General features: G+C 71.2%; 17 protein-coding genes. 11 read left to right on the top strand and 6 right to left on the bottom strand.

The genetic code is table 11. From position 1 onward, the window contains the following. Nucleotides 1-13: 13 nt before the first annotated feature. Nucleotides 14-2,371: a Tex family protein gene (locus tag ACYQ78_RS07115; RefSeq protein WP_459799915.1), complete on the top strand. Its 2,358-nt coding sequence runs from the start codon at nt 14-16 to the stop codon at nt 2,369-2,371. Here ACYQ78_RS07115 and ACYQ78_RS07110 read toward each other — a convergent pair. After that, nucleotides 2,343-3,500, bottom strand: coding sequence for a cytochrome P450 family protein (locus ACYQ78_RS07110; RefSeq protein WP_459799914.1), 1,158 nt, complete (start codon nt 3,498-3,500; stop codon nt 2,343-2,345). The genes ACYQ78_RS07115 and ACYQ78_RS07110 overlap by 29 nt on opposite strands. A gap of 149 nt (nt 3,501-3,649) precedes the next feature. On the opposite strand from ACYQ78_RS07110, the gene ACYQ78_RS07105 reads away from it, so the two are divergent. Next, on the top strand, nt 3,650-4,429 hold the full coding sequence (locus tag ACYQ78_RS07105; RefSeq protein ID WP_459799913.1) for a WD40 repeat domain-containing protein: 780 nt from the start codon (nt 3,650-3,652) through the stop codon (nt 4,427-4,429). Next, nucleotides 4,390-5,400 (top strand): WD40 repeat domain-containing protein, encoded by a 1,011-nt coding sequence (locus ACYQ78_RS07100; RefSeq protein WP_459799912.1) that lies wholly within the window; start codon nt 4,390-4,392, stop codon nt 5,398-5,400. The genes ACYQ78_RS07105 and ACYQ78_RS07100 overlap by 40 nt, the downstream gene beginning before the upstream one ends. Before the next feature lie 72 nt (nt 5,401-5,472). Here the strand turns inward: ACYQ78_RS07100 and ACYQ78_RS07095 are convergent, their stop codons facing one another. From ACYQ78_RS07095 to ACYQ78_RS07085, 3 genes are all read right to left on the bottom strand, one after another. After that, on the bottom strand, nt 5,473-5,982 hold the full coding sequence (locus ACYQ78_RS07095; protein WP_459799911.1) for a hypothetical protein: 510 nt from the start codon (nt 5,980-5,982) through the stop codon (nt 5,473-5,475). A gap of 242 nt (nt 5,983-6,224) precedes the next feature. Then, the gene (locus ACYQ78_RS07090) at nt 6,225-6,734 is read right to left on the bottom strand and encodes an HAD domain-containing protein (RefSeq protein ID WP_459799910.1); all 510 of its coding nucleotides are present in this window, start codon (nt 6,732-6,734) and stop codon (nt 6,225-6,227) included. A 9-nt stretch (nt 6,735-6,743) separates the two neighbouring features. Beyond that, on the bottom strand, nt 6,744-6,998 hold the full coding sequence (locus tag ACYQ78_RS07085) for a helix-turn-helix domain-containing protein (RefSeq protein ID WP_459799909.1): 255 nt from the start codon (nt 6,996-6,998) through the stop codon (nt 6,744-6,746). Between the two features lie 65 nt (nt 6,999-7,063). Between ACYQ78_RS07085 and map the strand changes: the two genes are divergently transcribed. From map to ACYQ78_RS07060, 5 genes are all read left to right on the top strand, one after another. Then, on the top strand, nt 7,064-7,831 hold the full coding sequence (gene map, locus ACYQ78_RS07080) for a type I methionyl aminopeptidase (RefSeq protein ID WP_459799908.1): 768 nt from the start codon (nt 7,064-7,066) through the stop codon (nt 7,829-7,831). Between the two features lie 48 nt (nt 7,832-7,879). Beyond that, nucleotides 7,880-8,494 carry an alpha/beta hydrolase gene (locus tag ACYQ78_RS07075; RefSeq protein WP_459799907.1) on the top strand — a complete coding sequence of 205 codons (615 nt, stop codon included), beginning with the start codon at nt 7,880-7,882 and terminating at the stop codon, nt 8,492-8,494. A 172-nt stretch (nt 8,495-8,666) separates the two neighbouring features. Continuing rightward, the gene (locus ACYQ78_RS07070; RefSeq protein ID WP_459799906.1) at nt 8,667-10,487 is read left to right on the top strand and encodes a hypothetical protein; all 1,821 of its coding nucleotides are present in this window, start codon (nt 8,667-8,669) and stop codon (nt 10,485-10,487) included. Then, on the top strand, nt 10,487-11,830 hold the full coding sequence (locus ACYQ78_RS07065) for an extracellular solute-binding protein (RefSeq protein WP_459799905.1): 1,344 nt from the start codon (nt 10,487-10,489) through the stop codon (nt 11,828-11,830). Before ACYQ78_RS07070 ends, ACYQ78_RS07065 begins: the two co-directional genes overlap by 1 nt. A 57-nt stretch (nt 11,831-11,887) precedes the next feature. Further along, nucleotides 11,888-14,998, top strand: a complete 3,111-nt coding sequence (locus ACYQ78_RS07060; RefSeq protein ID WP_459799904.1) for an AAA family ATPase — start codon at nt 11,888-11,890, stop codon at nt 14,996-14,998. Here ACYQ78_RS07060 and ACYQ78_RS07055 read toward each other — a convergent pair. Beyond that, entirely contained in the window at nt 14,995-15,819 is an 825-nt protein-coding gene (locus ACYQ78_RS07055; RefSeq protein ID WP_459799903.1) for a CPBP family intramembrane glutamic endopeptidase, read from the bottom strand. The genes ACYQ78_RS07060 and ACYQ78_RS07055 overlap by 4 nt on opposite strands. A 208-nt stretch (nt 15,820-16,027) precedes the next feature. Between ACYQ78_RS07055 and ACYQ78_RS07050 the strand changes: the two genes are divergently transcribed. After that, nucleotides 16,028-19,954 (top strand): molybdopterin-dependent oxidoreductase, encoded by a 3,927-nt coding sequence (locus tag ACYQ78_RS07050; protein ID WP_459799902.1) that lies wholly within the window; start codon nt 16,028-16,030, stop codon nt 19,952-19,954. A 3-nt stretch (nt 19,955-19,957) separates the two neighbouring features. On the opposite strand, the gene ACYQ78_RS07045 is transcribed toward ACYQ78_RS07050, so the two are convergent. Beyond that, the gene (locus ACYQ78_RS07045; protein WP_459799901.1) at nt 19,958-20,566 is read right to left on the bottom strand and encodes a TetR/AcrR family transcriptional regulator; all 609 of its coding nucleotides are present in this window, start codon (nt 20,564-20,566) and stop codon (nt 19,958-19,960) included. A gap of 79 nt (nt 20,567-20,645) precedes the next feature. On the opposite strand from ACYQ78_RS07045, the gene ACYQ78_RS07040 reads away from it, so the two are divergent. Both ACYQ78_RS07040 and ACYQ78_RS07035 read left to right on the top strand, forming a co-directional pair. Then, entirely contained in the window at nt 20,646-21,455 is an 810-nt protein-coding gene (locus tag ACYQ78_RS07040; protein ID WP_459799900.1) for an SDR family NAD(P)-dependent oxidoreductase, read from the top strand. Between the two features lie 64 nt (nt 21,456-21,519). Beyond that, entirely contained in the window at nt 21,520-22,011 is a 492-nt protein-coding gene (locus ACYQ78_RS07035; RefSeq protein WP_459799899.1) for a hypothetical protein, read from the top strand. Nucleotides 22,012-22,013 lie beyond the last annotated feature (2 nt).

Below are 22,013 nucleotides of genomic sequence, written 5' to 3'. Positions count from 1 at the left end.
GAGAAGGAAGCTAGTGATCCAGTCGATCAACCAGCGGATCGCCGAGGAACTCGGCGTACGTGAGCGGCAAGTGACCGCGGCCGTCGATCTGCTCGACGGCGGCGCGACGGTGCCGTTCATCGCCCGCTACCGCAAGGAAGCGACCGAAATGCTCGACGACGCGCAACTGCGCTCGCTGGAGGAGCGGTTGCGCTACCTGCGGGAGATGGAGGAGCGCCGCGCCGCGATCCTGGAGTCGATCCGGACGCAGGGCAAGCTCGACGACGCGCTCGAGGCGCAGATCATGGCGGCCGACTCGAAGGCCCGCTTGGAGGACATCTACCTCCCCTACAAGCCGAAGCGCCGCACCAAGGCGATGATCGCCCGCGAGGCCGGTCTCGAACCGCTGGCCGACAAGCTGATCGGCGACCCGAACCTCGACCCGGCCACCGTGGCGGCCGAGTTCATCGGCGAGAACGTCGCCGACGCCGCGGCGGCCCTCGAAGGCGCCCGCGCGATCCTGATCGAGCGCTTCGGCGAAGACGCCGACCTGATCGGCACCCTCCGCGAGTCGATGTGGACCCGCGGGCGGCTCATGGCCTCGGTACGCGAGGGCAAGGAGGAGGCCGGGGCCAAGTTCTCCGACTACTTCGACTTCGCCGAGCCGTTCAGCAAGCTGCCCTCCCACCGCATCCTGGCGATGTTCCGCGGTGAGAAGGAGGAGATCCTCTCCCTCACGCTGGAGCCCGAGGAGCCGACCGAGGGCCCCTCGACGTTCGAGGTGCGCATCGCGACCCGGTTCGGGGTCTCCGACCAGGGCCGTCCTGGCGACAAGTGGCTGAGCGACACCGTGCGGTGGGCGTGGCGCACGCGGATCCTCGTCCACCTGGGCATCGACCTGCGGATGCGCCTGTGGCAGGCGGCCGAAGACGAGGCCGTCCGGGTGTTCGCCGCCAACCTGCGCGACCTGCTGCTCGCGGCTCCCGCCGGAACCCGGGCCACGATGGGCCTCGACCCCGGTCTGCGCACCGGCGTGAAGGTCGCCGTGGTCGACGCCACCGGCAAGGTCGTCGAGCACGCCACGATCTACCCCCACGAGCCCAAGCGCCAGTGGGACCAGTCGCTGGCCGTGCTCGCGGCGCTGTGCCAGAAGCACAACGTCGAGCTGGTCTCGATCGGCAACGGCACCGCCTCCCGCGAGACCGACAAGCTGGCCGGCGAGCTGGCCGCCCTCGTGCCCGGCGTGACGAAGGTGATGGTCTCCGAGGCCGGCGCGTCGGTCTACTCGGCGTCGGCGTTCGCCTCGCAGGAGCTCCCCGACCTCGACGTGTCGATCCGCGGCGCCGTCTCGATCGCCCGGCGGCTCCAGGACCCGCTGGCCGAGCTGGTCAAGATCGACCCCAAGTCGATCGGTGTCGGGCAGTACCAGCACGACCTGGCCGAGCAGAAGCTCTCCCGGTCGCTCGACGCCGTGGTCGAAGACTGCGTGAACGCGGTCGGCGTCGACGTCAACACCGCGTCGGCCCCGCTGCTCACGCGGGTGTCGGGCATCGGCTCGACGCTGGCCGACAACATCGTCCAGCACCGCGACGCCAACGGCCCGTTCCGGTCGCGCACCGCCCTGAAGTCGGTGGCCCGGCTGGGGCCGAAGGCGTTCGAGCAGTGCGCGGGCTTCCTGCGGATCCCGGGGGGCGACGACCCGCTCGACGCCTCCAGCGTCCACCCGGAGGCCTATCCGGTGGTCCGCAAGATCCTGACCACGACCGGCAGCGACCTGCGCACCCTGATCGGCAACACCGCCGCGCTGCGCTCGCTGAAGCCGGCCGACTTCGTCGACGGGACCTTCGGTCTGCCGACGGTGACCGACATCCTGGGTGAACTGGAGAAGCCGGGCCGCGACCCGCGACCCGCCTTCAAGACGGCCACCTTCAAGGAGGGCGTCGAGAAGATCTCCGACCTGACCAAGGGCATGCTCCTCGAAGGAGTCGTCACGAACGTGGCGGCCTTCGGCGCGTTCGTCGACGTCGGCGTCCACCAAGACGGGCTGGTCCACGTGTCGGCCATGTCGAACACGTTCGTCAAAGACCCGCGCGACGTGGTGAAGCCGGGTGACATCGTGCGGGTCAAGGTCTTGGACGTCGACATCCCGCGCAAGCGCATCTCGCTGACCCTGCGCCTGGAAGACGAACCCGCCAGGAACGCCCCGGGCGCCCCGCGCCAGGAGCGCGGCGAACGGCAGCCCCGACAGGACCGCCAGCCCCGCCAGGGCCAGGACCGTCGCGGTGGTGGAGGCGGCGGCGGTGGCCGTCAGTCGCCCCCGCCGCAGAACAACGCGATGGCCGAGGCGCTGCGCCGGGCGGGCCTCACCGACGACGGCCGCAAGAAGCGCTGACGGGCAGCGACTCCAGACCGCGCATGACCGGGGCGGCTCTCCACGGGAGGGCCGCCCTCGGCACGTCGAGACGGGCGTCGCCGAGCCGGTCGAGCAGGATCGGGAAGGCGATCCTCGCCTCCATGCGGGCGAGGGCCGCGCCGACGCAGAAGTGCCGCCCGCGCCCGAGCGACAGGTGGTCGTTGGGGTCGCGGGCCAGGTCGAGGTCGTCGGGCCGGTCGAAGTGGGCCGGGTCGCGGTTGGCCGAGGCGATGACGAGGTTGACGACGTCACCCGCCGGAATGGTCCCGCGCTCCAGGTGAATCGGGGCGGCGGCGCGGCGATAGGTGGCGGTCCGCACGGGCGCGTCGTAGCGGAGCAGTTCCTCGACGGCGAGCGCCGGGTCTTCGTGGAGCCGTGCCATCTGGCCGGGATGGTCGAGCAGGGCGACCATGCCGTTGCCGATGAGGTTGACGGTCGTGTCGTGCCCGACCAGCAGCAGGATGTAGGCGGTGCCGAGGAGCTCCTCCTCGCTCAGGTCCCCGGCCGCGATCAGCACGCTGAGCAGGTCGGTGTCGCTGACCGGGCCACGCTCCCGTTTGGCGGCCAGCAGGTCGGTGAGGAAGCCGTGCAGCCGGGCCGTCACGTCGGCGCCGCCCGCGAGGCTGTCGATCAGCAACCGCCGCAGCCCCGGGGTCTCCAGGTCGGCGGGCACCCCGAGGACCGTTTTGATCATCCCGAACGCCAACGGCCCGGCGAAGCTGGCGATGAGATCACACCGCTCGGGCAACCGGTCGGCCAGCTCTCGGGCGGTCTTCTCCACCAGCGGCTCCAGCGCCGCCACCCGGGCCGGGGTGAACGCCTTGTTGACCATCCGCCGCAGCCGCGTGTGGTCGGGCGGATCGCAGTGCACGAGGTTCCGCTGCAACCCTTCGGGCCCCGACACCCTCCCCGCGCCCGGACACTTGCCCAACCGGTCGTCACCCAGCAGCGCCCGCACGTCGTCATACCGCGTGACCTGCCAGACCACCGTTCCGCGCGAGGTGACCTCCCGATGCACGGGCGACCACTCCCGCAACCACGCGTAGTAGGGAAACGGGTCGGCGACCCGCGCCTCGACCAGCCCGACCGGGACCTCATGAGCACTCATAGTGATGACTTTGCCACTAGAAGTGAACACATCTCCCGACCAGACCCGGCGCGGGCGCGAGTCATCGCGATCCAGGGCGCTCGGCGCATCGGGCCACTGGGGCCGGGCCACTCCGCTGTTTCCCGTGGGGGCGGTTAGGCTCCGCGGCCATGGTCACGAAGCTGCCGCCCGGTGTTCACCGGATCGGGGAGACGCCGGGAGTGCTGCGCCAGAACACCTTCGTGGGGTGTCTGGCGATCTCCGCCGACGGGCGCACGGTGGTGACCGGCGACGAGAAGGGCGTGGTTCGCGTCTTCGACGTCGTCACGGGGCGGTGCCGGGAGCACAAGCCGCCCGCCGAGGTGCGGAGAGGGCGGGCGATCCAGGACGTCGCCGTTTCCGGCGACGGCCGGGTGTTCGCGGCCCGGCACTACGCCGGGATCCGGCTCCCCGGCATGGTGATCCCCGACATCGGGCACTCCGGGCTCGCCTTCGCGGGGCACACCCTGGTGGGCGCCAACGTCAGGGCGGTCTCCGTCGCCGACACGGCGAGTGGTGCGATCCGCGAGATCCGGGCGGGTGGTGGCGCCGCCGCCCGCTGTCTCGCCGTGCGCGACGTCCGGGCCGGGGGAGGCGGGCTGATCGCCGTCGCCTTCCAGGACCGGCGGGTGCGTCTCTTCGACGCGGCGACCGGTGCGGTCCGGGCGGCGGCCGACCTCGGGCCCGACGACGACCTCGCCTGGTCGGACCTGGCGTTCGCGCCGGACGGCGGTATCTTGCTCTGCCTCGGGCTCACTCTGCTCACGATGTGGACGGAGCGGGGCATGCCCCTCACCCGCCGCACCCTCGACGTCCCGGACGCCGACCCGTACGCGTCCCCCGCCTGCTCGCGCCGATCGGCGCGGTGGCCGTGCATTCGATCCGGAACACGACTCTGCTGGTCGATCTGACCTCGGGTGAGGTCCGGCGGGAGTTCCCCGGGCGGAGTCGGCTGGCCGTCTCGGAAGACGGTGCGGTCCTCGCCGTCGCCATCGGATTCACCATCGACCTGTACGACGGCCACACCCTCACCCGCCGCACCCCCGAGCCCGGCCTGTCGACCGGCGTCAACGCCGTGGCGTTCGAGCCCGGCGGCACCGCCCTGTGGACGGCCGACCTGACCTCGGCCCGCCGGTGGACGCTGCCCGAAGGCACCCTCGATCTCAGCCTGCCCCTGGGAAGAACGGTGCGGCTGACCCCCGACGCGACCGCCGCCCTGGTCTCGGGACCGGACCAGGGACGGGTCGTGCACCTGCCGTCGGGACGGCCCCTCGGCGAACCCGTCGGCGCCCTCCACCGGATGCCCGGCCTCTCCCCCGACGGGCGGACGGTGGCGAGCGTCGGCGCGGACAAGGGGGTCCGCCTCTGGGACACCACGACCGGCGAGCCCTGCCGCGACCTCCCCCAGGGCACCCGCCACCACCCCTACGCGATGACCTTCTCGCGTTCGGGCCGGCTGGTCGCGGCCGGGCGGGGTGACCAGGTGATCCTCGTCTGGTCGGGCGGCGAGGTCGTCGCCCGGTGCGTCACGCCGGGGAAGCCGCCGCTCAGCCTGGACCTCTCCCCCGACGAGTCGATGCTCGCGACCGGAGGAGACGAGCGGACCGTGCGGATCTTCTCGCTGCCCGGCGGGGAGGTGCGCTGGAACCTCACCGGCCACACCCGCCGCGAGGTCTGGGCGGTCGCCTTCTCCCCCGACTCGGCCCTGCTGGCCTCCAGTGACGGCCGGGACGTCCGTTTGTGGGACACCGGCACCGGGGAACCGGCGGGCGTGGTCAGGGTCGGGGCGAGCGCGCTCGCCTTCTCCGCCGACGGCCGTCTGCTGGCGGCGGGTGGCGACGGCGCGGCCTGGGTGATCGAGATCGACCAGATCGTTGCATGAGGCGGGCCGGGCATCGTCCCAGCGGCCGCCGACGAGATCCGCTTCGGCGACGACGACCTCTGGCCGCGGTCGTCACGTGCCGAAGAGGCCGTACGAGCCGTGGACCACGTTCGACTTCTTGGTCATGCGCGGGTAGCCGGGACCATCGAAGATGATCTTCGTGTAGACCTCGTCGCCGGTGTCGTAGACCGGAATGTCGTCCTCGTCGAGGTACTTCGCGCAGAACAGGGTGTAGTCGGAGACGATGAAGAGCCCGCCGCCGTTCTTGTCCGACACGGCGGTCAGCGTCGCGTTCCGGCCCTTGTACATGCGGTTGTCGTAGGCGACGTCCTCGCCCCAGATCTCGACGCGAGCGGTGGCGCCGTTGTCGATCAGGTACTGCGCCTGGGAGTTGGTCATGCCGATCTTGCCGACGGTGAAGACCCGGCAGTCGTTGCCGGTCTTGAGCTCGGTGACGGTCAGCCGGGCGGTCAGCTTACCGGGCTCGTCGGCGGCCCGCGCGGGGGCGGCCAGGGCGAGGGCGGCGGTGGTGGCGACACCGAGGGCGGCGGCCACGTGGGTGAGCTTCTTGAGCGGGGACATCGCTTCCTCCGGTGCCTTCTGATGTCTGGTGAGATCACCGTCGGGCGCTCACCTTGCACCGAACTTGAAGATCGTGGACGTAGCGGTGAACCCGCAGGTCAGGGCCCGACCACTTTCCCCCGGGCCACTCGCGCGAAGCGCCGCCCACATGTGGCCGGAGCCGGTCGTGTGGCCGGCCGGGCGGAGCCGTACAGGAGCCAAAAGGATCTTCACCGGAGCGGCGCGAACGGGCGGAACGGCGCTCAGCGCGGGTCGGCGAGGCTCGTGAGCCAGTCGCGGGCCTGACGGAAGTGGGCGTCGCGGATGCCGCGGTTGCCGCCTATGTGAAGGAGGCTGAAGCGGCCGACGTTCGGGTGGGCCTGGAGCCAGAGGCGGTCGACGCGGGCGAGGCCGTCGTCGAACCAGACGAAAGGGCGGCGGTTCACGTATTCCGCCACGGAGGGGATCTTCCAGCAGCAGCCGGGCCCCTCGGAGCCCCGGCCCTTGTGGACCTCGATGACCGGCAGTTCGGGCAGGCCGAGGATCGGGCCGATGCTCGCGTTGGCGTCGTGTTCCCACGTGGTCGCCCACACCAGCTCGGCCCCGGTCTCGGCGGCCAGGGCCAGCAGGCGCGGGCCGTGATCAGGGTTCAGCCACAGCTCGAAGGGGTGCCCGGCGGCCAGGCACGTGTACGCCCGCCAATCCGCCCCCGGACGCCGGAACGGATTGAGCACGCCGTCGACGTCGACGAGGATCAGCGGCCGGTTCTCCATCGGTGGATCTCAGGCCGCCCGTTCCGCCGTGGTGATCTCGGCAAGGACGTCGAGGGAGATGCCCAGCGCGGTCGCCAGCGCGGCGATCGTGAAGAACGCCGGGGTCGGAACCCGGCCGGTCTCGATCTTTCGGAGGGTCTCCGGGCTGATCCCGGCGGCGGCGGCGACCTCGGCCATGCTGCGGTCGCCCCGGGCCTGCCGGATGACGGTGCCGAGGCGGTGACCGCGTTCGTGGTCGAGTTCGGTGAGAGGTGGTCGGACCATGGACGGGATCATAGCAACCCGTGATAACAATACCGGTATAACTATTGGACGCACGGGAGAACACCATGGTTGAGATCAAGACCGCCGCCGAACTGGACGCCATGCGCGAGGCCGGCCGCGTCGTCGCCCACGCCCTCGCCGCCGTGAGGGGCGCGATCCGCCCCGGCGTGAAACTGACCGAACTCGACGAGATCGCCGCCACCGTCATCAGGGAGAGCGGCGCCAAACCCGCCTTCCTGCACTACCAGCCCGGCTTCGCGCCGACCCCGTTCCCCGCGGTGATCTGCGCGTCGGTCAACGACGTGATCGTGCACGGCATCCCCGACGCCTACCGCCTCCGCCAGGGCGACGTCGTCACGATCGACTGCGGCGCCTACCTGAACGGCTGGGCGGGCGACTCGGCGTTCACCGCCATCGTCGGCCCCGGCCGCCCCGCCGACGTGGAACTCGTCGCCACCGCCGAGAGGGCCCTGGCCGCCGGCATCGCCGCCGCCGTCCCGGGAGCCCGGCTGGGCGCCATCGGCGCCGCCATCTCCGCCGTGGGCCGGGCCGCCGGTTACGGCATCCCCCAGGACTTCGGCGGCCACGGCATCGGCCGCCACATGCACGAGGATCCCCACGTCGCCAACGAGGCCCGCCCAGGCCGGGGCATGATCCTGAAGGCCGGGATGACCCTGGCCATCGAGCCGATGTTCATGGCCGGCGGCAAAGACCGCTACCGCACGGCCAAGGACGGCTGGGCCCTCCACTCGATCGACGGCAGCCAGGCCGCCCACGTCGAGCACAGCATCGCCGTCACCGACGAGGGGCCCAGGATCCTGACCGCCGTCTAGGCACCCATCCGTTCCGGCCACTGCTCCGAATGCGGTGGTATGGAGAGCATGCCGCACACGACCATCCACCCCGCCCAGGGCGCGACACGCCTGGTGGCACTGGTTCTGCACGGCGGCCGGGAGACCAGCGTCGCCCCCACCACGGCGCTGCAACTGGCCGTGCTGCGGATGATGCCGTTCGCCTGGGCGCTGCGGAGCGCCGGGGCGCGCCAGGGGCTGGAGGTCCGGCGGGTGCGCTACCGCTTCCGCGGCTGGAACGGCCCCGCCGCCTCACCGGTCGCCGACGTGGACAACGTGCTGGAAGACGTGCGCCTGGCGCACGGGATCGACGTGCGGGTGGTTTTGGTCGGCCACTCGATGGGCGGCCGGACCGCCCTGCGGGTGGCGGGGCACCCGAACGTGCGGGGCGTGGCGGCACTGGCGCCGTGGCTGCCGAAGGGCGAACCGGTGGAGCAGCTCAGGGACCGGCGCCTCCTCCTGGCCCACGGGACGGAGGACCGGACGACGTCTCCCCGGGCGACGCACTACTACGCGGAGCGGGCCAGGGAGATCACGAGGGACGTCGAGGTCGTGGACGTCCCCGGCGAGAACCACGCTCTATTGAGGAACCCCGGCTACTGGCACGACCTCGCGACGGATTTCGTTCTGTCCTTCTTGCGGTAAAACGAAATTAATTGTCGCAATTTGTACGATTTATCAAAATCATCATCCAAGGGACGCCACCTCTCCCCAGCAGGCTAAGATGCCGATTCTTCACCACTTCCCGCCATGAATCGGATCGTCCATGCCTCCTCCTGCTCCGGAAGAAAGTTCTCCGCCGCGCGAGGAATTCAAGGTGGTATTGCGGGCCGCGCTCGTCGCCGCCGGCACCAGCGCGGTCACCGCCACCGCGTGGGACGACCTGAAAGGAATTCTCGAACGATTCCCCGGAGGTCTCTACCCGGCATTGCTGACGCTGGCCACGGCGATCGCGCTCCTGCGATTCCTGACGAGGCGTAAAGCGGCCGAATGGTTCCGCCGTCAACTGCCCGGCCGCCTTCCCGAGATCGCCCGCAGGCTCCGATTACCCCAGGTGTGGGCGCTCTGGGTTTCCCTGACCATCGGAGTGGCGGTGTTCCTGGCGTTCTGGGGAACGGTCCAGGGCGCCGGAGTGCTCATGCGGACGATCTCGCCGCCCCCGTGTGACCCGCCGATGGAACTGCTCGTCGTCATCGCGCCGGAGAACGTACCCGTGCTCAGGGAACGGGCCGACGAATACACCACGGCGAATCTGGTGGACGGCTGCGCGACCCGGCGCATTTCCGTGGCCGCCGCCCCGTCGATCACGGATATGAACCACGGTTTCAAGAACAAGTGGGAGCGCGATTACCAACGGCACGACGACGAGCCGTTCGTCCGCCTTCTTTCGCAACGCCCGGACGCGTGGATAGCGGTCAGCACCGAGGAGAAGAACCTGGCCACCCAGGACGTCACGGAGCAGATGGCCACCTTCACCTCGACGGGTGGCGTCGCGCGGGACGAACTCGTGATCGCCATGGTCCGCAAACGCCTCGACGATCTGCGGAGACTCCACCCCTCGTCCGACGACCTGACGCAGGTCATCCGCGAGCGGCTCGACATGCGCGTCGTCTATCCGCAGCCCGGGCTGTCGACCGCCGGGCTCATCGCGGTCGCCACCCTGGCGCGTGGGGACACCGGGCAGCAGATCGTCGAGAGCACGGGTTTCGGCGACACGACGAGCGACGTGCTGTGCCGCTTCGGCAGCGCCGACCCAGCCACCAGGGAGACGTTCGCCCTGATCATCCCGTCGCACACCATCGAGGGATACAACAAGGGAAGCTCCGGCTGCCCGAACACCCCCAGCCACGGAGAGTCGCGGCTGGAAGCGGTGCCCGCACCGCCCATCGCCACCATGGACCACCCGTTCGTGCGGATCGCCTGGGCCGGTGACGACGACCCCGCCCGGCAGGCGGCCCTGACGCACTTCGGCGCCTGGCTCGCGGAGAACCCCCTGTTCGGCGACCCCGGCCCGGCGGGCGATCGGACGGCGCTCGGCCTCGCCGCCACCCGCGCCGTTCTCGACGGCAAGCTGCCGCCCCTCCGCCTTCAGATCATGCTCGACGGCTCGAAGTCGATGTCGGAGCACCTGGCGCTGTCGGTCCGGACGCGCGAGGCGTTCCCCGTCGTCAAGCGGACGCTCGTTCCGGCCGACGAGCTGCGGCTGGGCTGGTTCTACACCGATGAGAAGAAGACGAGGGTGCGGATATCGCCGACGTCCTCGTCCACGGATCTCGACCAGATGATCCAGGAGATCGGCCCGTTCTACGGCGGCGACGGAAGGGTCTCCGAGATGATCAGAGAGATGGGCGGGCGGATCAGCCGCCCGGGCCGGTCGATGGCCGTCATCACCGACGGCGGCCCCTTCGACAACGACGAGGGAAACGACGATCCCAGCGGGCCCGTTCTGAAAGCGCTGGCCGACACGCCCACTGTCGAGAACCTCTACCTTCTCGTGCTCGGCGAAACCGGATGCCCCGCCCGCCTGGCCAGTGAGCGGACCTTGGCGACCGGCCAGAGAGTGGTGTGCGTCCCGGCCGGGACCGACCTCGAAAAAGCCCTGACCCGCATGATCTCGACGACGAGGAACTGGTCCTGATGCCACGTATGGCCGGGAAGGCGTTGATCGGGACCTGCGGGTTCCTGGCCGCCGCCGTGTTCATGATCTCCGGTTCGTTCGAGGGCGAGGCCGGTTCGGCGCAGTGCCGGAAGGACGGGGTGATCACCATCGGCACCGGCAGTGACGTCAGCAGCGGCAGCTACCGCGGCGATCTCGTCAAAGAGTGGAACGAGACGAAGAGCGAGGGCAGCCCGTCGGTCGAACTGGTGGAGATCTCGGATCTCACCGACGTCGAGCGCGCCGAGATGGCGGCGTCCGTGCAGGCGCGCCGGTGCGCCTATGACATCGTGCTCCTGGACGTCGCCTGGATGCCCGAATTCGCCAAGCACGGCTACCTCAGGGAGATCCGGCTGAGCGAGGCGCAGAAGGCGGCCTTCGTGCCGAAGGTGCTGAGCACCGGCCAGGTGGACGGAAAGCAGTTCGGGGTGCCCTTCGTCACCGACACTCCGCTCCTGTTCTACAAGACCGGCCTGCCGCTGCCGGACACCATGGACCACTTCATGGAGTACGCGAAGAGGCACGGCTACGCCGCGCAGTTCGCCGACTACGAGGGCGGCACCGTCAACATCCTGGAGGCGATCCTGTCGGAGGGCGCCCGGATCGTCGACGGTGACCGGGTCGTCCTCGCCGAACCGGGCAACGCGGAGAAGGCGGGCCGGGCGATCGCCAAGTGGAAGGCCATGGCGAGCCGTGAACCGGCGGGGAGGCCCATGGCGACGAACCTCAGGGAGGAGAGCAGCTTCATGGCCTTCCGGTCCCATGAGGTCGGCTACATGCGCAACTGGCCGTTCAGCTTCTTCCGGCTGGCGTCCGGCTCCTCCATGCGCCGCGACGACGGGAGTCTCGGCTTCCGCATGGCACCCTTCCCCGGAAAGGGGATCCTGGGCGGATTCAATCTCGCCGTCGTCGCCGACTCCCCCTACGCCGACCAGGCGATGAAGCTCATCGAGTTCCTCACCTCGCCCGACGCCCAGACCAGGCTGTTCGCCTGTGGCGCCTACCCCCCGGTGCTCGAAAGCGTCTATCAGACCTACCGGCGACAGCCCGTCACCTGCGACCGGGGCAGGGCCGAGAACCCGAAGTGGGAGATCACCGGGGAACAGCTCGCCGACTTCGCGGAGGCGATCCACACCGGGCTGCGGACCGCCGAGATCCGGCCACCGGCGGCCTCCTATTCGGCTTTCAGCGAGCTGTTCCGACGGTGCACCCGCCCGGCGATCCTGGGCCAGTCGGAGATCGACTTCGGCACCTTCGCCGCCGCCCTCCAGGACGCCATGGTCGGCAGGCGGACGGCGGAGGACCCCTGCGACGCGCGGAGTTGATCGTTCACGGGCACGGCGTAGCCTTTTCCTCAGCGTCCACCCCCCGAGGAAGGCTCGATGACCGCCGCCCCACCCTCCCGGCTGACCGTTCAGGTCCTCGGCCCTCTGCGGGTCTGGCGTGACGGCGTCGAGGTCGACACCGGGCCACGGCAGCAGACCTATCTGCTGGCCCTGTTGCTGCTGCGCGCGGGTCGTCCGGTCAGCTCCTCCGAGCTCATCGACCTCGTCTGGGACGACGGCATGCCCACCTCGGCGCTGAACATCGTCCACAAATACGTCGGCACGCTGCGGCGGCTGCTCGAACCCGACCTGCCCGCCCGGTCCCCCGGGTCCTACCTCCACCGCCGCAACAACGGCTACCAGTTCGACGACGGCCAGGTCGCCCTCGACCTGGCCGAGTTCCGGCGGCTGCTCGGACAGGCCCGGGAGGCGGTCGACGCCGAGCGGCTCGACGACGCCGTCGTCGCCTACGCCGAGGCGCTGTCGCGGTGGCGGGGGTCGGCGGGTGACGGGCTGGCGCTCAGTGCCGCGGCCGGGCCGCTGTTCGCCTCGGTCAACCGTGAGCTGCTCGACGCCTGTGTCGAAGCCGCGCGGGTCGTCGTGCCCCGGGGGCAGGCCAAGCGCATCCTTCAGCCGCTGCGGCTGGCCTCGTGGATCGCGCCGATCGACGAGACCGTCCAGGCGACGCTGATGACCGCGCTGGCGGCGTCGGGGCAGCAGGCGGAGGCGCTGTCGGTGTACGACGCGGTGCGCGCCCGGCTGGCCGGCGACCTGGGCATCGATCCCGGTCCGGCGCTCGTCGAAGCGCATCGACGGGTGCTCGACACCGGGCGTCTCCCGGAACCCGCGCCCCGGCGGCCCGCCGGCGGCCGGGCCGATCGGCTGGTGGGGCGGGTGGAGGAGCTCGCGCTCCTGCGGCAGGCCGTGTCCGGCCGGGCGCGGATCGTGCTCGTCGAGGGGCCGCCGGGGGTGGGGAAGAGCCGGTTGCTCGCCGAGGTCACCGACGAGGCCGCCGCGGACGGGGCCTTCGTCTTCTGGGGGCGGTGTCACGACGGGGAGGGCGCGCCGTCGATGTGGCCGTGGGTCCAGATCGCCGAGGCGCTGATCGGGGCGCTGCCGGAGAGCGACCGGGAGCGCTGGACCGCCGAGCTCGGTGATCTCCTGCGGCACTCCGAGCCCGAGGAGCCGACGCCGCCGGACGCCGGGGCGCGGTTCCGTCTCTACGGCGGCGTGGTCGCGCTGTTCCGCGCGGCCGCGGCGCGGCGGCCCCTGGTCGTGGTCGTCGACGATCTCCACTGGGCCGACCCCGCCTCGCTCCAGCTGTTCTCGCACCTGGCCGAGTCGCTGCCCGACCGGACCGTGCTCATGGGCACCCTGCGCGGGCACGCGCCGACGCCGAGCCCCCACGTGCGGCACATGCTGGCGGCGGTCGCGCGGCAGGACCGGCACCGCCGCGTCGTCCTCGGCCCGCTCGGACCGGCCGAGGTCGCCGAGCTGGTGCGGCAGGAGACCGGGCGGTCGCCGAGTGCGGGGGTCGCGCGGAACATCCAGGCCCGCACCGAGGGCAACCCCCTTTTCGTACGCGAACTCGCGCGCTTCCTGGCCGAGGAGAACCACCTGTCCGACCCGGCGGCGGCGCAGGTGGCCGTCCCCTCGACGGTGCGCGACATCGTCCGTGACCGGACGAGCAGGCTCGACGACGGCGACCGGCGCCTCGTCGAGATCGCGGCGCTGATGGGGCGCGACATCGACACCCGGCTGCTGGCGAGGGCGGCCGGGCTCGACACGTCGAAGTGCCTCGCCCGCCTGGAGGGGCTCGAAGCGCTCGGGCTGGTCGAGGTGACCCCGGGGTCGCTGGGCGACTGGCGGTTCGTCCACGACCTCGTCCGCGAGTCGGTGGCGGGGTCGACGTCGCGGGCGAACGCGAGCCACTTCCACCTGGCCATCGCGGTGGCACTGGAGCAGACCAGGGAACCGGCCGAGGCGCTCGCCCACCACCTGTGGGCGGCCGGTCCGCTCGCCGAGCCGGGGCGGACGGCGCGGGCGCTCGTCGTCGCGGCCCGCATCGCGGCGCGGCGGTCCGCCTACGAGACCGCCGAGAAGCAGTTCGACACCGCGGCCCGCATCGCGCGCGGCGCCGGGCTCCTCGACCTCGAACTGACCGCGCTCACCGAGCTGACCGCCGTCGCGGGCATCCACGCGGGGTTCGTCGGTGCCACCATGGACCATCTCGACCGCGCCGAGCAGGTCGCGCGGGCGCTCGGCAAGGAGCGGGAGGCCACCGGGTTCCTCTTCTCCCGGTTCCTGGCCCACGCCCAGGGCATCCGGCTCGACGCCGCCGGGCGGCTGGCGCACCGCCTGCTCGTTCACGGTCAGCGTTCCGCCGATCCCGTCGTGCGGGCCTCCGGTCATCACGCGTGGGGCGTCCACCAGTGGAGTTCGGGGAACATCGGGGAGGCGTTCCTGAACCTGAGCCGGTCCGACTCGCTGATCCGGGCCCGGCGTGACGCCGAGCCGCTGCGGCACCGGCTGCAGATGGCGACGCCGGTCATGCTGGCGCTGAACACCGCGCTGCACGGCGATCTGGTCGCCGCCCGCCGGCTGTTCGACGCGGTGGAGGTCGAGGCGGGCGACGACCCCTACGCCCTGAGCATCTGGGGCTCGTTCGCCGTCACTGCCGCCGCCGCGGCGGGAGACCCCGTGTGGGCTTCGGGGGCGGCCGAGACGGCGATCAACGCCGATCCCGACTTCTCCTTCACCTTCTCCGGCAGCTATCCGAGGCTCGCCCGGCACTGGGCGACGGCCATGAGCGGCGGCGATCCGGTCGCGTCTGCCGCGGCGATGGAGCGCATCGTCGAGTCCACGCTGGTCGACCCGCCCCGGTCGAACCTGGCCACCTGGTACGCGCTCCTCGCGGAGGTCCGTCTGCGCGCCGGTGACGTCCAGGCGGCGATGACGGCGCTCGACCGGGCCGAGACGTTCATCGGCACCTACGGCGAGCGCTACGCCGAGGGCCTGGTCCTGCTGATCCGCGCGCGGGCGCTCCGCGCCGGGGGCGACGCCGGGTCGGCGGCGTGCACCGCCCGCCGGGCGCTCACCCTGTCGCGGGAGCGCGGCGCCCTGCTCTTCGCGGCGCGGGCCGAGAGCCTGCTCGCCGACCACGGCTAGGCGGCTCCCCGCAGCGGACCGCGCCGGAGCAGCACCGCCGCCACGCTGCCCAGGACCAGCCAGCCGATCACACCGGTGACGTTGGCGAGGGCGGGGTTGTAGGGCGTGCCGGCGTGGCCGATCACCAGCACGACTCCGGCGGCGCCGTCGAACACGGCGTGCGAGACGGCGGCGGGCCAGACGCTGCCGCTGCTCAGCCGCAGCCAGGCCAGGATGATCCCGTAGACGACGCACAGCCCGGTCATCGTCAGCACCGCCCAGGCGCCGAGGTTGGGGTAGGTGTAACCGAGCAGGGTGTACGGCGCGTGCCAGACCCCCCAGATCACCCCGGACAGCAGGAACGCCGCCCAGATCCCGTAGCGCCGGAGCCGGGGCACCAGCCAGCCGCGCCAGCCCAGTTCCTCACCCAGCGCGGGCAGCAGGAGCAGCAGCGGATCGAGGAGGACCGTCGAGGCGACCCCGGGCAGCAGCTCCGCCGGCGACGCGCTCGGACCGTGGACATCGAGCGCGAGCAGGCCGGCCGCCGCGCTCAGCAGGATGGAGGCGAAGACGAGCAGCACGGTCCCCAACCAGCCGAGCCCGATGAGCCCGAGGGTCCGGCGCCTGCTCGGCCCCCACGTCAGCCCGGCGTCGGCGCCCCAGCTCCAGGGCAGTCCGGACCCTCGGGTGACCAGCCAGGCCGCGACGACCCCGAACGCCGGCAGGGTCATCAGCGCGGCCGAGGTGAGGATCGAGGAGAGCGGCGTGGCGAACACGAGGCCCGGCCGATCGCCCCGCGCCCACAGCGGCAGGGCGACCACCCAGGCCAGGCCGTAGGTCACGACCAGGAAGGCGATCAGGTCGGCGTTCCTGCGGAAGACCAGGGCGACCTCCTCAAGGATCTTGCTCTGGCGACCCTACGGTTATCGCACGTTGCGGCTGTGTGCCGTCCGGTTGACGACGGAAACACGCCGCCACCCTCGGCCGACACAGTCACGTAACGGGCATTTCATACGTTCGGCATGATCAGTCGGCGGAAGGGGATGCCTCGTGGTGCGGACGGTCTGCTCGTACTGCGGGGTCGGCTGCGGGATGGTCCTCGACATCGGGAAAGGGCCCGACGGACGCCGGACGGTCCGCAAGGTGTCGGGCGACAAGGAGCATCCGGCCAACTTCGGCCGGTTGTGCACCAAGGGAGCGACCACGGCCGACATGCTCGCCGCGCCCGGACGCCTCGACACCGCGCTCATGCGCCGCGAACGGGGCGCCGAACCGTCGGCCGTCCCCCTCGACGACGCGATCGCCGAGACGGCGCGGCGGTTGCGGGCGATCATCGACGAGCACGGCCCCGACGCGGTCGCCCTGTACGTGTCGGGCCAGATGACCCTCGAAGCCCAATATCTGGCGAACAAGCTGGCCAAGGGGTTCATCGGGACCAACCAGATCGAGTCGAACTCCCGCCTGTGCATGGCCAGCGCGGGCACCGGCTACAAGCTGTCGCTCGGCGCCGACGGGCCGCCCGGGTCGTACGACGACTTCGACAAGGCCGACGTCTTCTTCGTCATCGGCGCCAACATGGCCGACTGCCATCCGATCCTGTTCCTGCGGATGCTGGACCGGATCAAGGCCGGGGCGCGGCTCATCGTGGTCGACCCCCGCCGCAGCGCGACCGCCGACAAGGCCGACCTGTTCCTCCAGATCAAACCGGGCACCGACCTGGCGCTGCTCAACGGCCTGCTGCACCTGCTGGTCGAGAACGGGCACGTCGACCACGCGTTCGTCGCCGCCAACACCGAGGGCTGGGAGGCGATGCCCGACTTCCTGGCCGACTATCCGCCCGCGACGGTCGCCGAGATCACCGGCATCCCCGAGGCGGACATCCGGAAGGCGGCCGAGTGGATCGGCGCGGCGGGCGAGTGGATGAGCTGCTGGACCATGGGGCTCAACCAGAGCACCCACGGCACGTGGAACACCAACGCCCTGGTCAACCTGCATCTGGCCACGGGCGCGATCTGCCGTCCGGGAAGCGGGCCCTTCTCCCTGACCGGCCAGCCCAACGCGATGGGCGGCCGGGAGATGGGCTACATGGGTCCGGGCCTCCCCGGCCAGCGGTCGGTGCTGGTGGACGCGGACCGCGCGTTCGCCGAGGAGCTGTGGGAGCTGGCCCCGGGCACGATCCGCGCCGACGGCTCGGGCAAGGGCACGGTCGAGATGTTCGAGCGGATGGCCGCGGGCGAGATCAAAGCCTGCTGGATCATCTGCACCAACCCGATCGCGTCGGTGGCCAACCGGCGGACCGTCATCGAGGCGCTGGAGGCGGCCGAGTTCGTCGTCACCCAGGACGTCTTCGCCGAGACCGAGACCAACGCCTACGCCGACGTCATCCTGCCGGGCGCGATGTGGGTCGAGGCCGACGGCGTGCTGATCAACAGCGAGCGCAACCTCACGCTGGCCCCGCAGGCGGTCGACCCGCCCGGCGAGGCCACCGCCGACTGGCGGCTCATCGCCTGGGTCGCCCGTGCGATGGGCTTCGAGCAGGGTTTCTCGTACGACAGCGCGGAGGAGATCTTCGAGGAGATCAAGCGCGCCGCCAACCCGAAGACCGGCTACGACCTGCGCGGCGTCACCTACGACCGGCTGCGGGCCACCCCCGTCCAGTGGCCGGCGGCCGTCGGCGGCCCCGACCGCAACCCGATCCGCTACCGGCGGCCCGACGGCACCCTGCGCTTCGCGACCCCGAGCGGCCGCGCGGTCTTCCACCCCCGCCCCCACATGGCCGCCAAGGAGATGCCCGACGACGACTACCCGTTCGTCCTCAACACCGGGCGGGTCCAGCACCAGTGGCACACCCTCACCAAGACCGGCAAGGTCGGAAAGCTCAACAAGCTCAACGGCGCCCCGTTCCTGGAACTCCACCCCGCCGACGCGAAGGCGCTGGACATCGCCGAGGGCGACTCGGTCGAGGTCGCCTCCCGGCGCGGCCGGGCCGTGCTGCCCGCCGTGCTCACCGACCGGGTGATGCCCGGGAACTGCTTCGCGCCGTTCCACTGGAACGACGTGTTCGGCGAGTACCTCAGCGTCAACGCGGTCACCAGCGACGCCGTCGACCCGCTCTCCTTCCAGCCCGAACTCAAGGTCTGCGCCGTGTCGCTCACCCGGGTCGCGGCGGCGGTGAGAACGGACGCCCTCGGCCTGGCCGAGATCTCCCCGCCCGCGTTCGGCGACCCGGAACGCCTCTACCTGGCCGGATTCCTCACGGGACTGGAGTCGGGGGCGCCGGGCGTCCCGGTCCTGCCCGCCGGGGCGCCGTTCACCGCGGAGCAGGCGTCGTGGGTGAACGGCCTGCTGGCCGGGATGTACTCCCGCCTGCCCTCGGCGCCGCAGCAGGAGGAGGGCGGCACCCATGTGACGGTGCTCTGGGCGTCGCAGACCGGGAACGCCGAGGAGTTCGCGGCCGTCACCGCCGAGCGACTGAAGGAGGCGGGCCACCGGGTGACCCTGGTCGGCATGTCCGACACGACGGCGTTCCCCGGAACCGGAACCGACCTGCTGCTGATCACCAGCACGTTCGGCGACGGCGAGTCACCCGACAACGGCGTCGGCTTCTGGGAGAACGTGGCCGCCCCCGACGCCCCGCGCCTCGACGGCGTGCGCTACGCCGTGCTGGCCTTCGGCGACTCCTCCTACGACGACTTCTGCGGCCACGGCCGCCGCCTCGACCAGCGGCTCGCCGATCTGGGCGGGGTCCGCATCGCGGCACGTGCCGACTGCGAACCCGACTTCGAGACCACGGCGCAGCAGTGGCTGTCGGAGATCCTCGGCGCGCTCGGCTCCCGCCCCGCCCCGGCACCGAAACGCACCCCTGCCGGCGAACACGTGACCGCCCGCCTGGTCGGCAACCGGCTCCTCAGCCGTTCGGGCGCGGTGAAAGAGGTGCGGCAGTTCACCTTCGACCTGCGCGACCACCCGCTCGCCTACCAGGTGGGCGACGCGCTGAGCGTCCGCCCGGACAACTGCCCCGATCTGGTGGACGAGTGGCTCGCCGTCACCCGCCTCGACGGCGCCGCCGAGATCGAGGTGGACGGCCTGGGCGGCCTGCCGCTGGCCGAGGCGCTGCACCGCCACCTCGACATCACGAAGATCACCCCCGACCTGCTGCGGTTCGTCCTCGACCGCACCGACGGCCGTGAGCTGCGCAAACTCCTCCGCCCCGACAACAAGAACGAACTGGCCCAGTGGTCGTGGGGCCGCCAGGCGGTCGACGTGATCACCGAACATCCGGTGCGGGCCACCCCGCAGGAGTGGGTCGCCACGCTCAAACGGCTCCAGCCCCGGATGTACTCGATCTCCTCCAGCCCGCTCACCGACGAGCGCGAGGTCTCGCTGACCGTCTCGGTGGTCCGGTACGACAGCCTCGGGGGGCGCGCCCGCAAGGGCGTCTGCTCGACGTTCCTCGCCGACGCGGCCCCCGAGACCGCGATGCCGATCCTCGTGCGCCCCGCCCCGCACTTCCGCCCGCCCGCCGACCCCCGCACCCCGATGATCATGGTGGGTCCGGGCACCGGGGTCGCTCCCTTCGTGGGTTTCCTGTACGAACGCCGCGCCCTCGGCCACACCGCCAGCAACTGGCTCTTCTTCGGCGAACAACACCGGGCGACCGACTTCTACTACGAGGACGAACTGGCCGAATTCACCAAGGACGGCACCCTCACCCGCCTCGACACCGCCTTCTCCCGCGACCAGCGCGCCAAGATCTACGTCCAGGACCGCATGCGCGAACAGGGCCACCGGCTGTGGGCCTGGCTCGAGGAGGGCGCTCACCTGTACGTCTGCGGCGACGCCTCCCGCATGGCCAAGGACGTCGACCGCGCGCTGCGCGACGTCGTGGCCACCCACGGCGGCCTCGACGAGGACGCGGCGGCCGCCTACGTGAAACGGCTGACCGCCACCAAACGCTACGTCCGCGACGTCTACTGACGGTCAGCCGGTTCGGGGGCGGAAGGCCCTGAGGGTCACGTCCACCAGCGAGTCGGCATAGGCGGCGGTCAGCGGGCCGCTGCGGTGGAGCCACCGCTGGAAGAGCGGGGCGTAGAGCACGTCGAGGACCAGGTCGAGGTCGGCGTCGGCGTCGAGCTGACCGGCCTCCTGGGCACTGCGCAGCCGCGCCTTCTTCGCCTCTTCGAGCGGCAGGGCCAGTTTCTCGCGGTATTCGGCCGCCAGCGCGGCGTCGTTGGAGATCTCGGTGTTGAGTGCCCGGATCAGCCGGTCGAACGACGGGTCGGCGAACTCCTCGGCCGTGGCCCGCAGCACCAGCCTGAGGTCTGCTTCGAGGTCGCCCGTGTCGGGCAGCGCGACCGACTGCCCGTCGGGGTCCTCGCTCAGCGCCAGGAAGGCGGCGAAGACGACCGCGCTCTTCGACGGCCAGCGCCGGTAGATCGTCTGCTTGCCGACCCCGGCGCGGCCGGCGATGGCCTCGACCGTGACCTTGTCGTAGGGCTCCTCCACCACCAGGGCGCGGGTGGCCGCGAAGATCGCCTGCCGGGACCGCTCCTTGCGCCGGGAGTGGTCGGGCCCCGTCTCGATGGACATGCGCCCACCGTATCGCTCGGCATGCTAGGTTCGTAAACGAAACGAGACGGGCCGTTTCATTTACTGAGAGTGAGAGACCGTGAGAACCTGGCTCATCACCGGAGCGTCCCGGGGCCTGGGCAGGGCCTTCGCCGAGGCCGCCCTGGCGGGCGGCGACCGCGTCGTGGCCGCCGCCCGCGACGTCGGCCCCCTGGAAGACCTGGCCGGGAAGTACCCTGACCGTCTCCTCCCCCTGTCCCTCGACGTCACCGACCGTCAGGGCGTCTTCGACGGCGTGGCCCGCGCGGCGGCCGCGTTCGGCGGGCTCGACGTCGTCGTCAACAACGCCGGCGCGATGCTCTACGGCATGGTCGAGGAGTCCTCGGAGGAGCAGATCCGGGCCCATTTCGACGTGAACTTCTTCGGCGCCGTGTGGGTGGCCCAGGCGGTCCTCCCCCACCTGCGCGCCCGGAGCGGACGTCTCCTCCAGGTCACCTCGATGGGCAGCGGCGGCGGCATGGCCACCGTCGGCTTCTACGGCGCGGGCAAGGCCGCGCTCGACTCGGTCAGCGAGGCGCTGGCCATGGAGGTCGAGGGGTTCGGCGTCAAGGTCACCATCGTCCAGATGGGCGGCTACAACACCGGCCTGTTCACCGCGGGGATGACGTCCACCGATCCCCTGGAGCTCTACCGGCCACTGCGCACCGAGATGGAGGCGATGTGGGGCGACGCCGTCGGCCCCGAACCGGAGACCGCCGCCCCGGTCATCATGGAACTGGCCACGCTGCCCGACCCGCCCCGGCGCCTGATCATCGGCAGTCAGTCGTTCGACCACGTGCTGGAAATGGACAGGGCCCAGGCCGATCTCTATCGCTCCTGGGAACGGCTCAGCCGTCTCGCACCCGGCTGATCGTGGATTTCCAGTGAATTCCCGGATTCACTGGCCGGGAACTCCGCCCGCCTAGCTTGTGCGCATGGCGATAAAACACACCGCATACGCGACGCCGGACGTGCCCGTCGCGGACATCGACCTGGAGAACTGGCTGTTCACCCTCTCCGACGAGGAATACCAGGCCTGCGCACGAGGCCATCACGGCGCCGGCACCTTCGTCGACGACCTCGGCCGCGGCATGGTGAACACCGAATCGGTGGGCGGGCACCTCATCGTCCAGCATTACCGCCCCGTGCGCGCGGAGAAGTCGTTCGTCGAAATGTACTCGGCGGCGAGCCGCATTTACCTGTTCCACCTCGTCCCGGTGTCCGGCGCGGTGCGCTGGACGCTCACGATCACCCCCGATTCCGCGACGACGTCGAGGTTCTCGTGCTCGGTCGAGGTCATCCTGCCGCCCGTGCCGGCGGTCCTGGCCCGCCTGATCCTGCTGGGCGTTTTCATCCGGCGGCACTGCGAGGAGGAGACCGCCCTGTTCTCCGCCGACATGGTGCGCAAGGTCCGGGCCGCCGCCTGATT

This window comes from Herbidospora sp. RD11066 (genome assembly GCF_054661255.1).
This window is presented reverse-complemented; position numbering and strand designations above follow the sequence as displayed.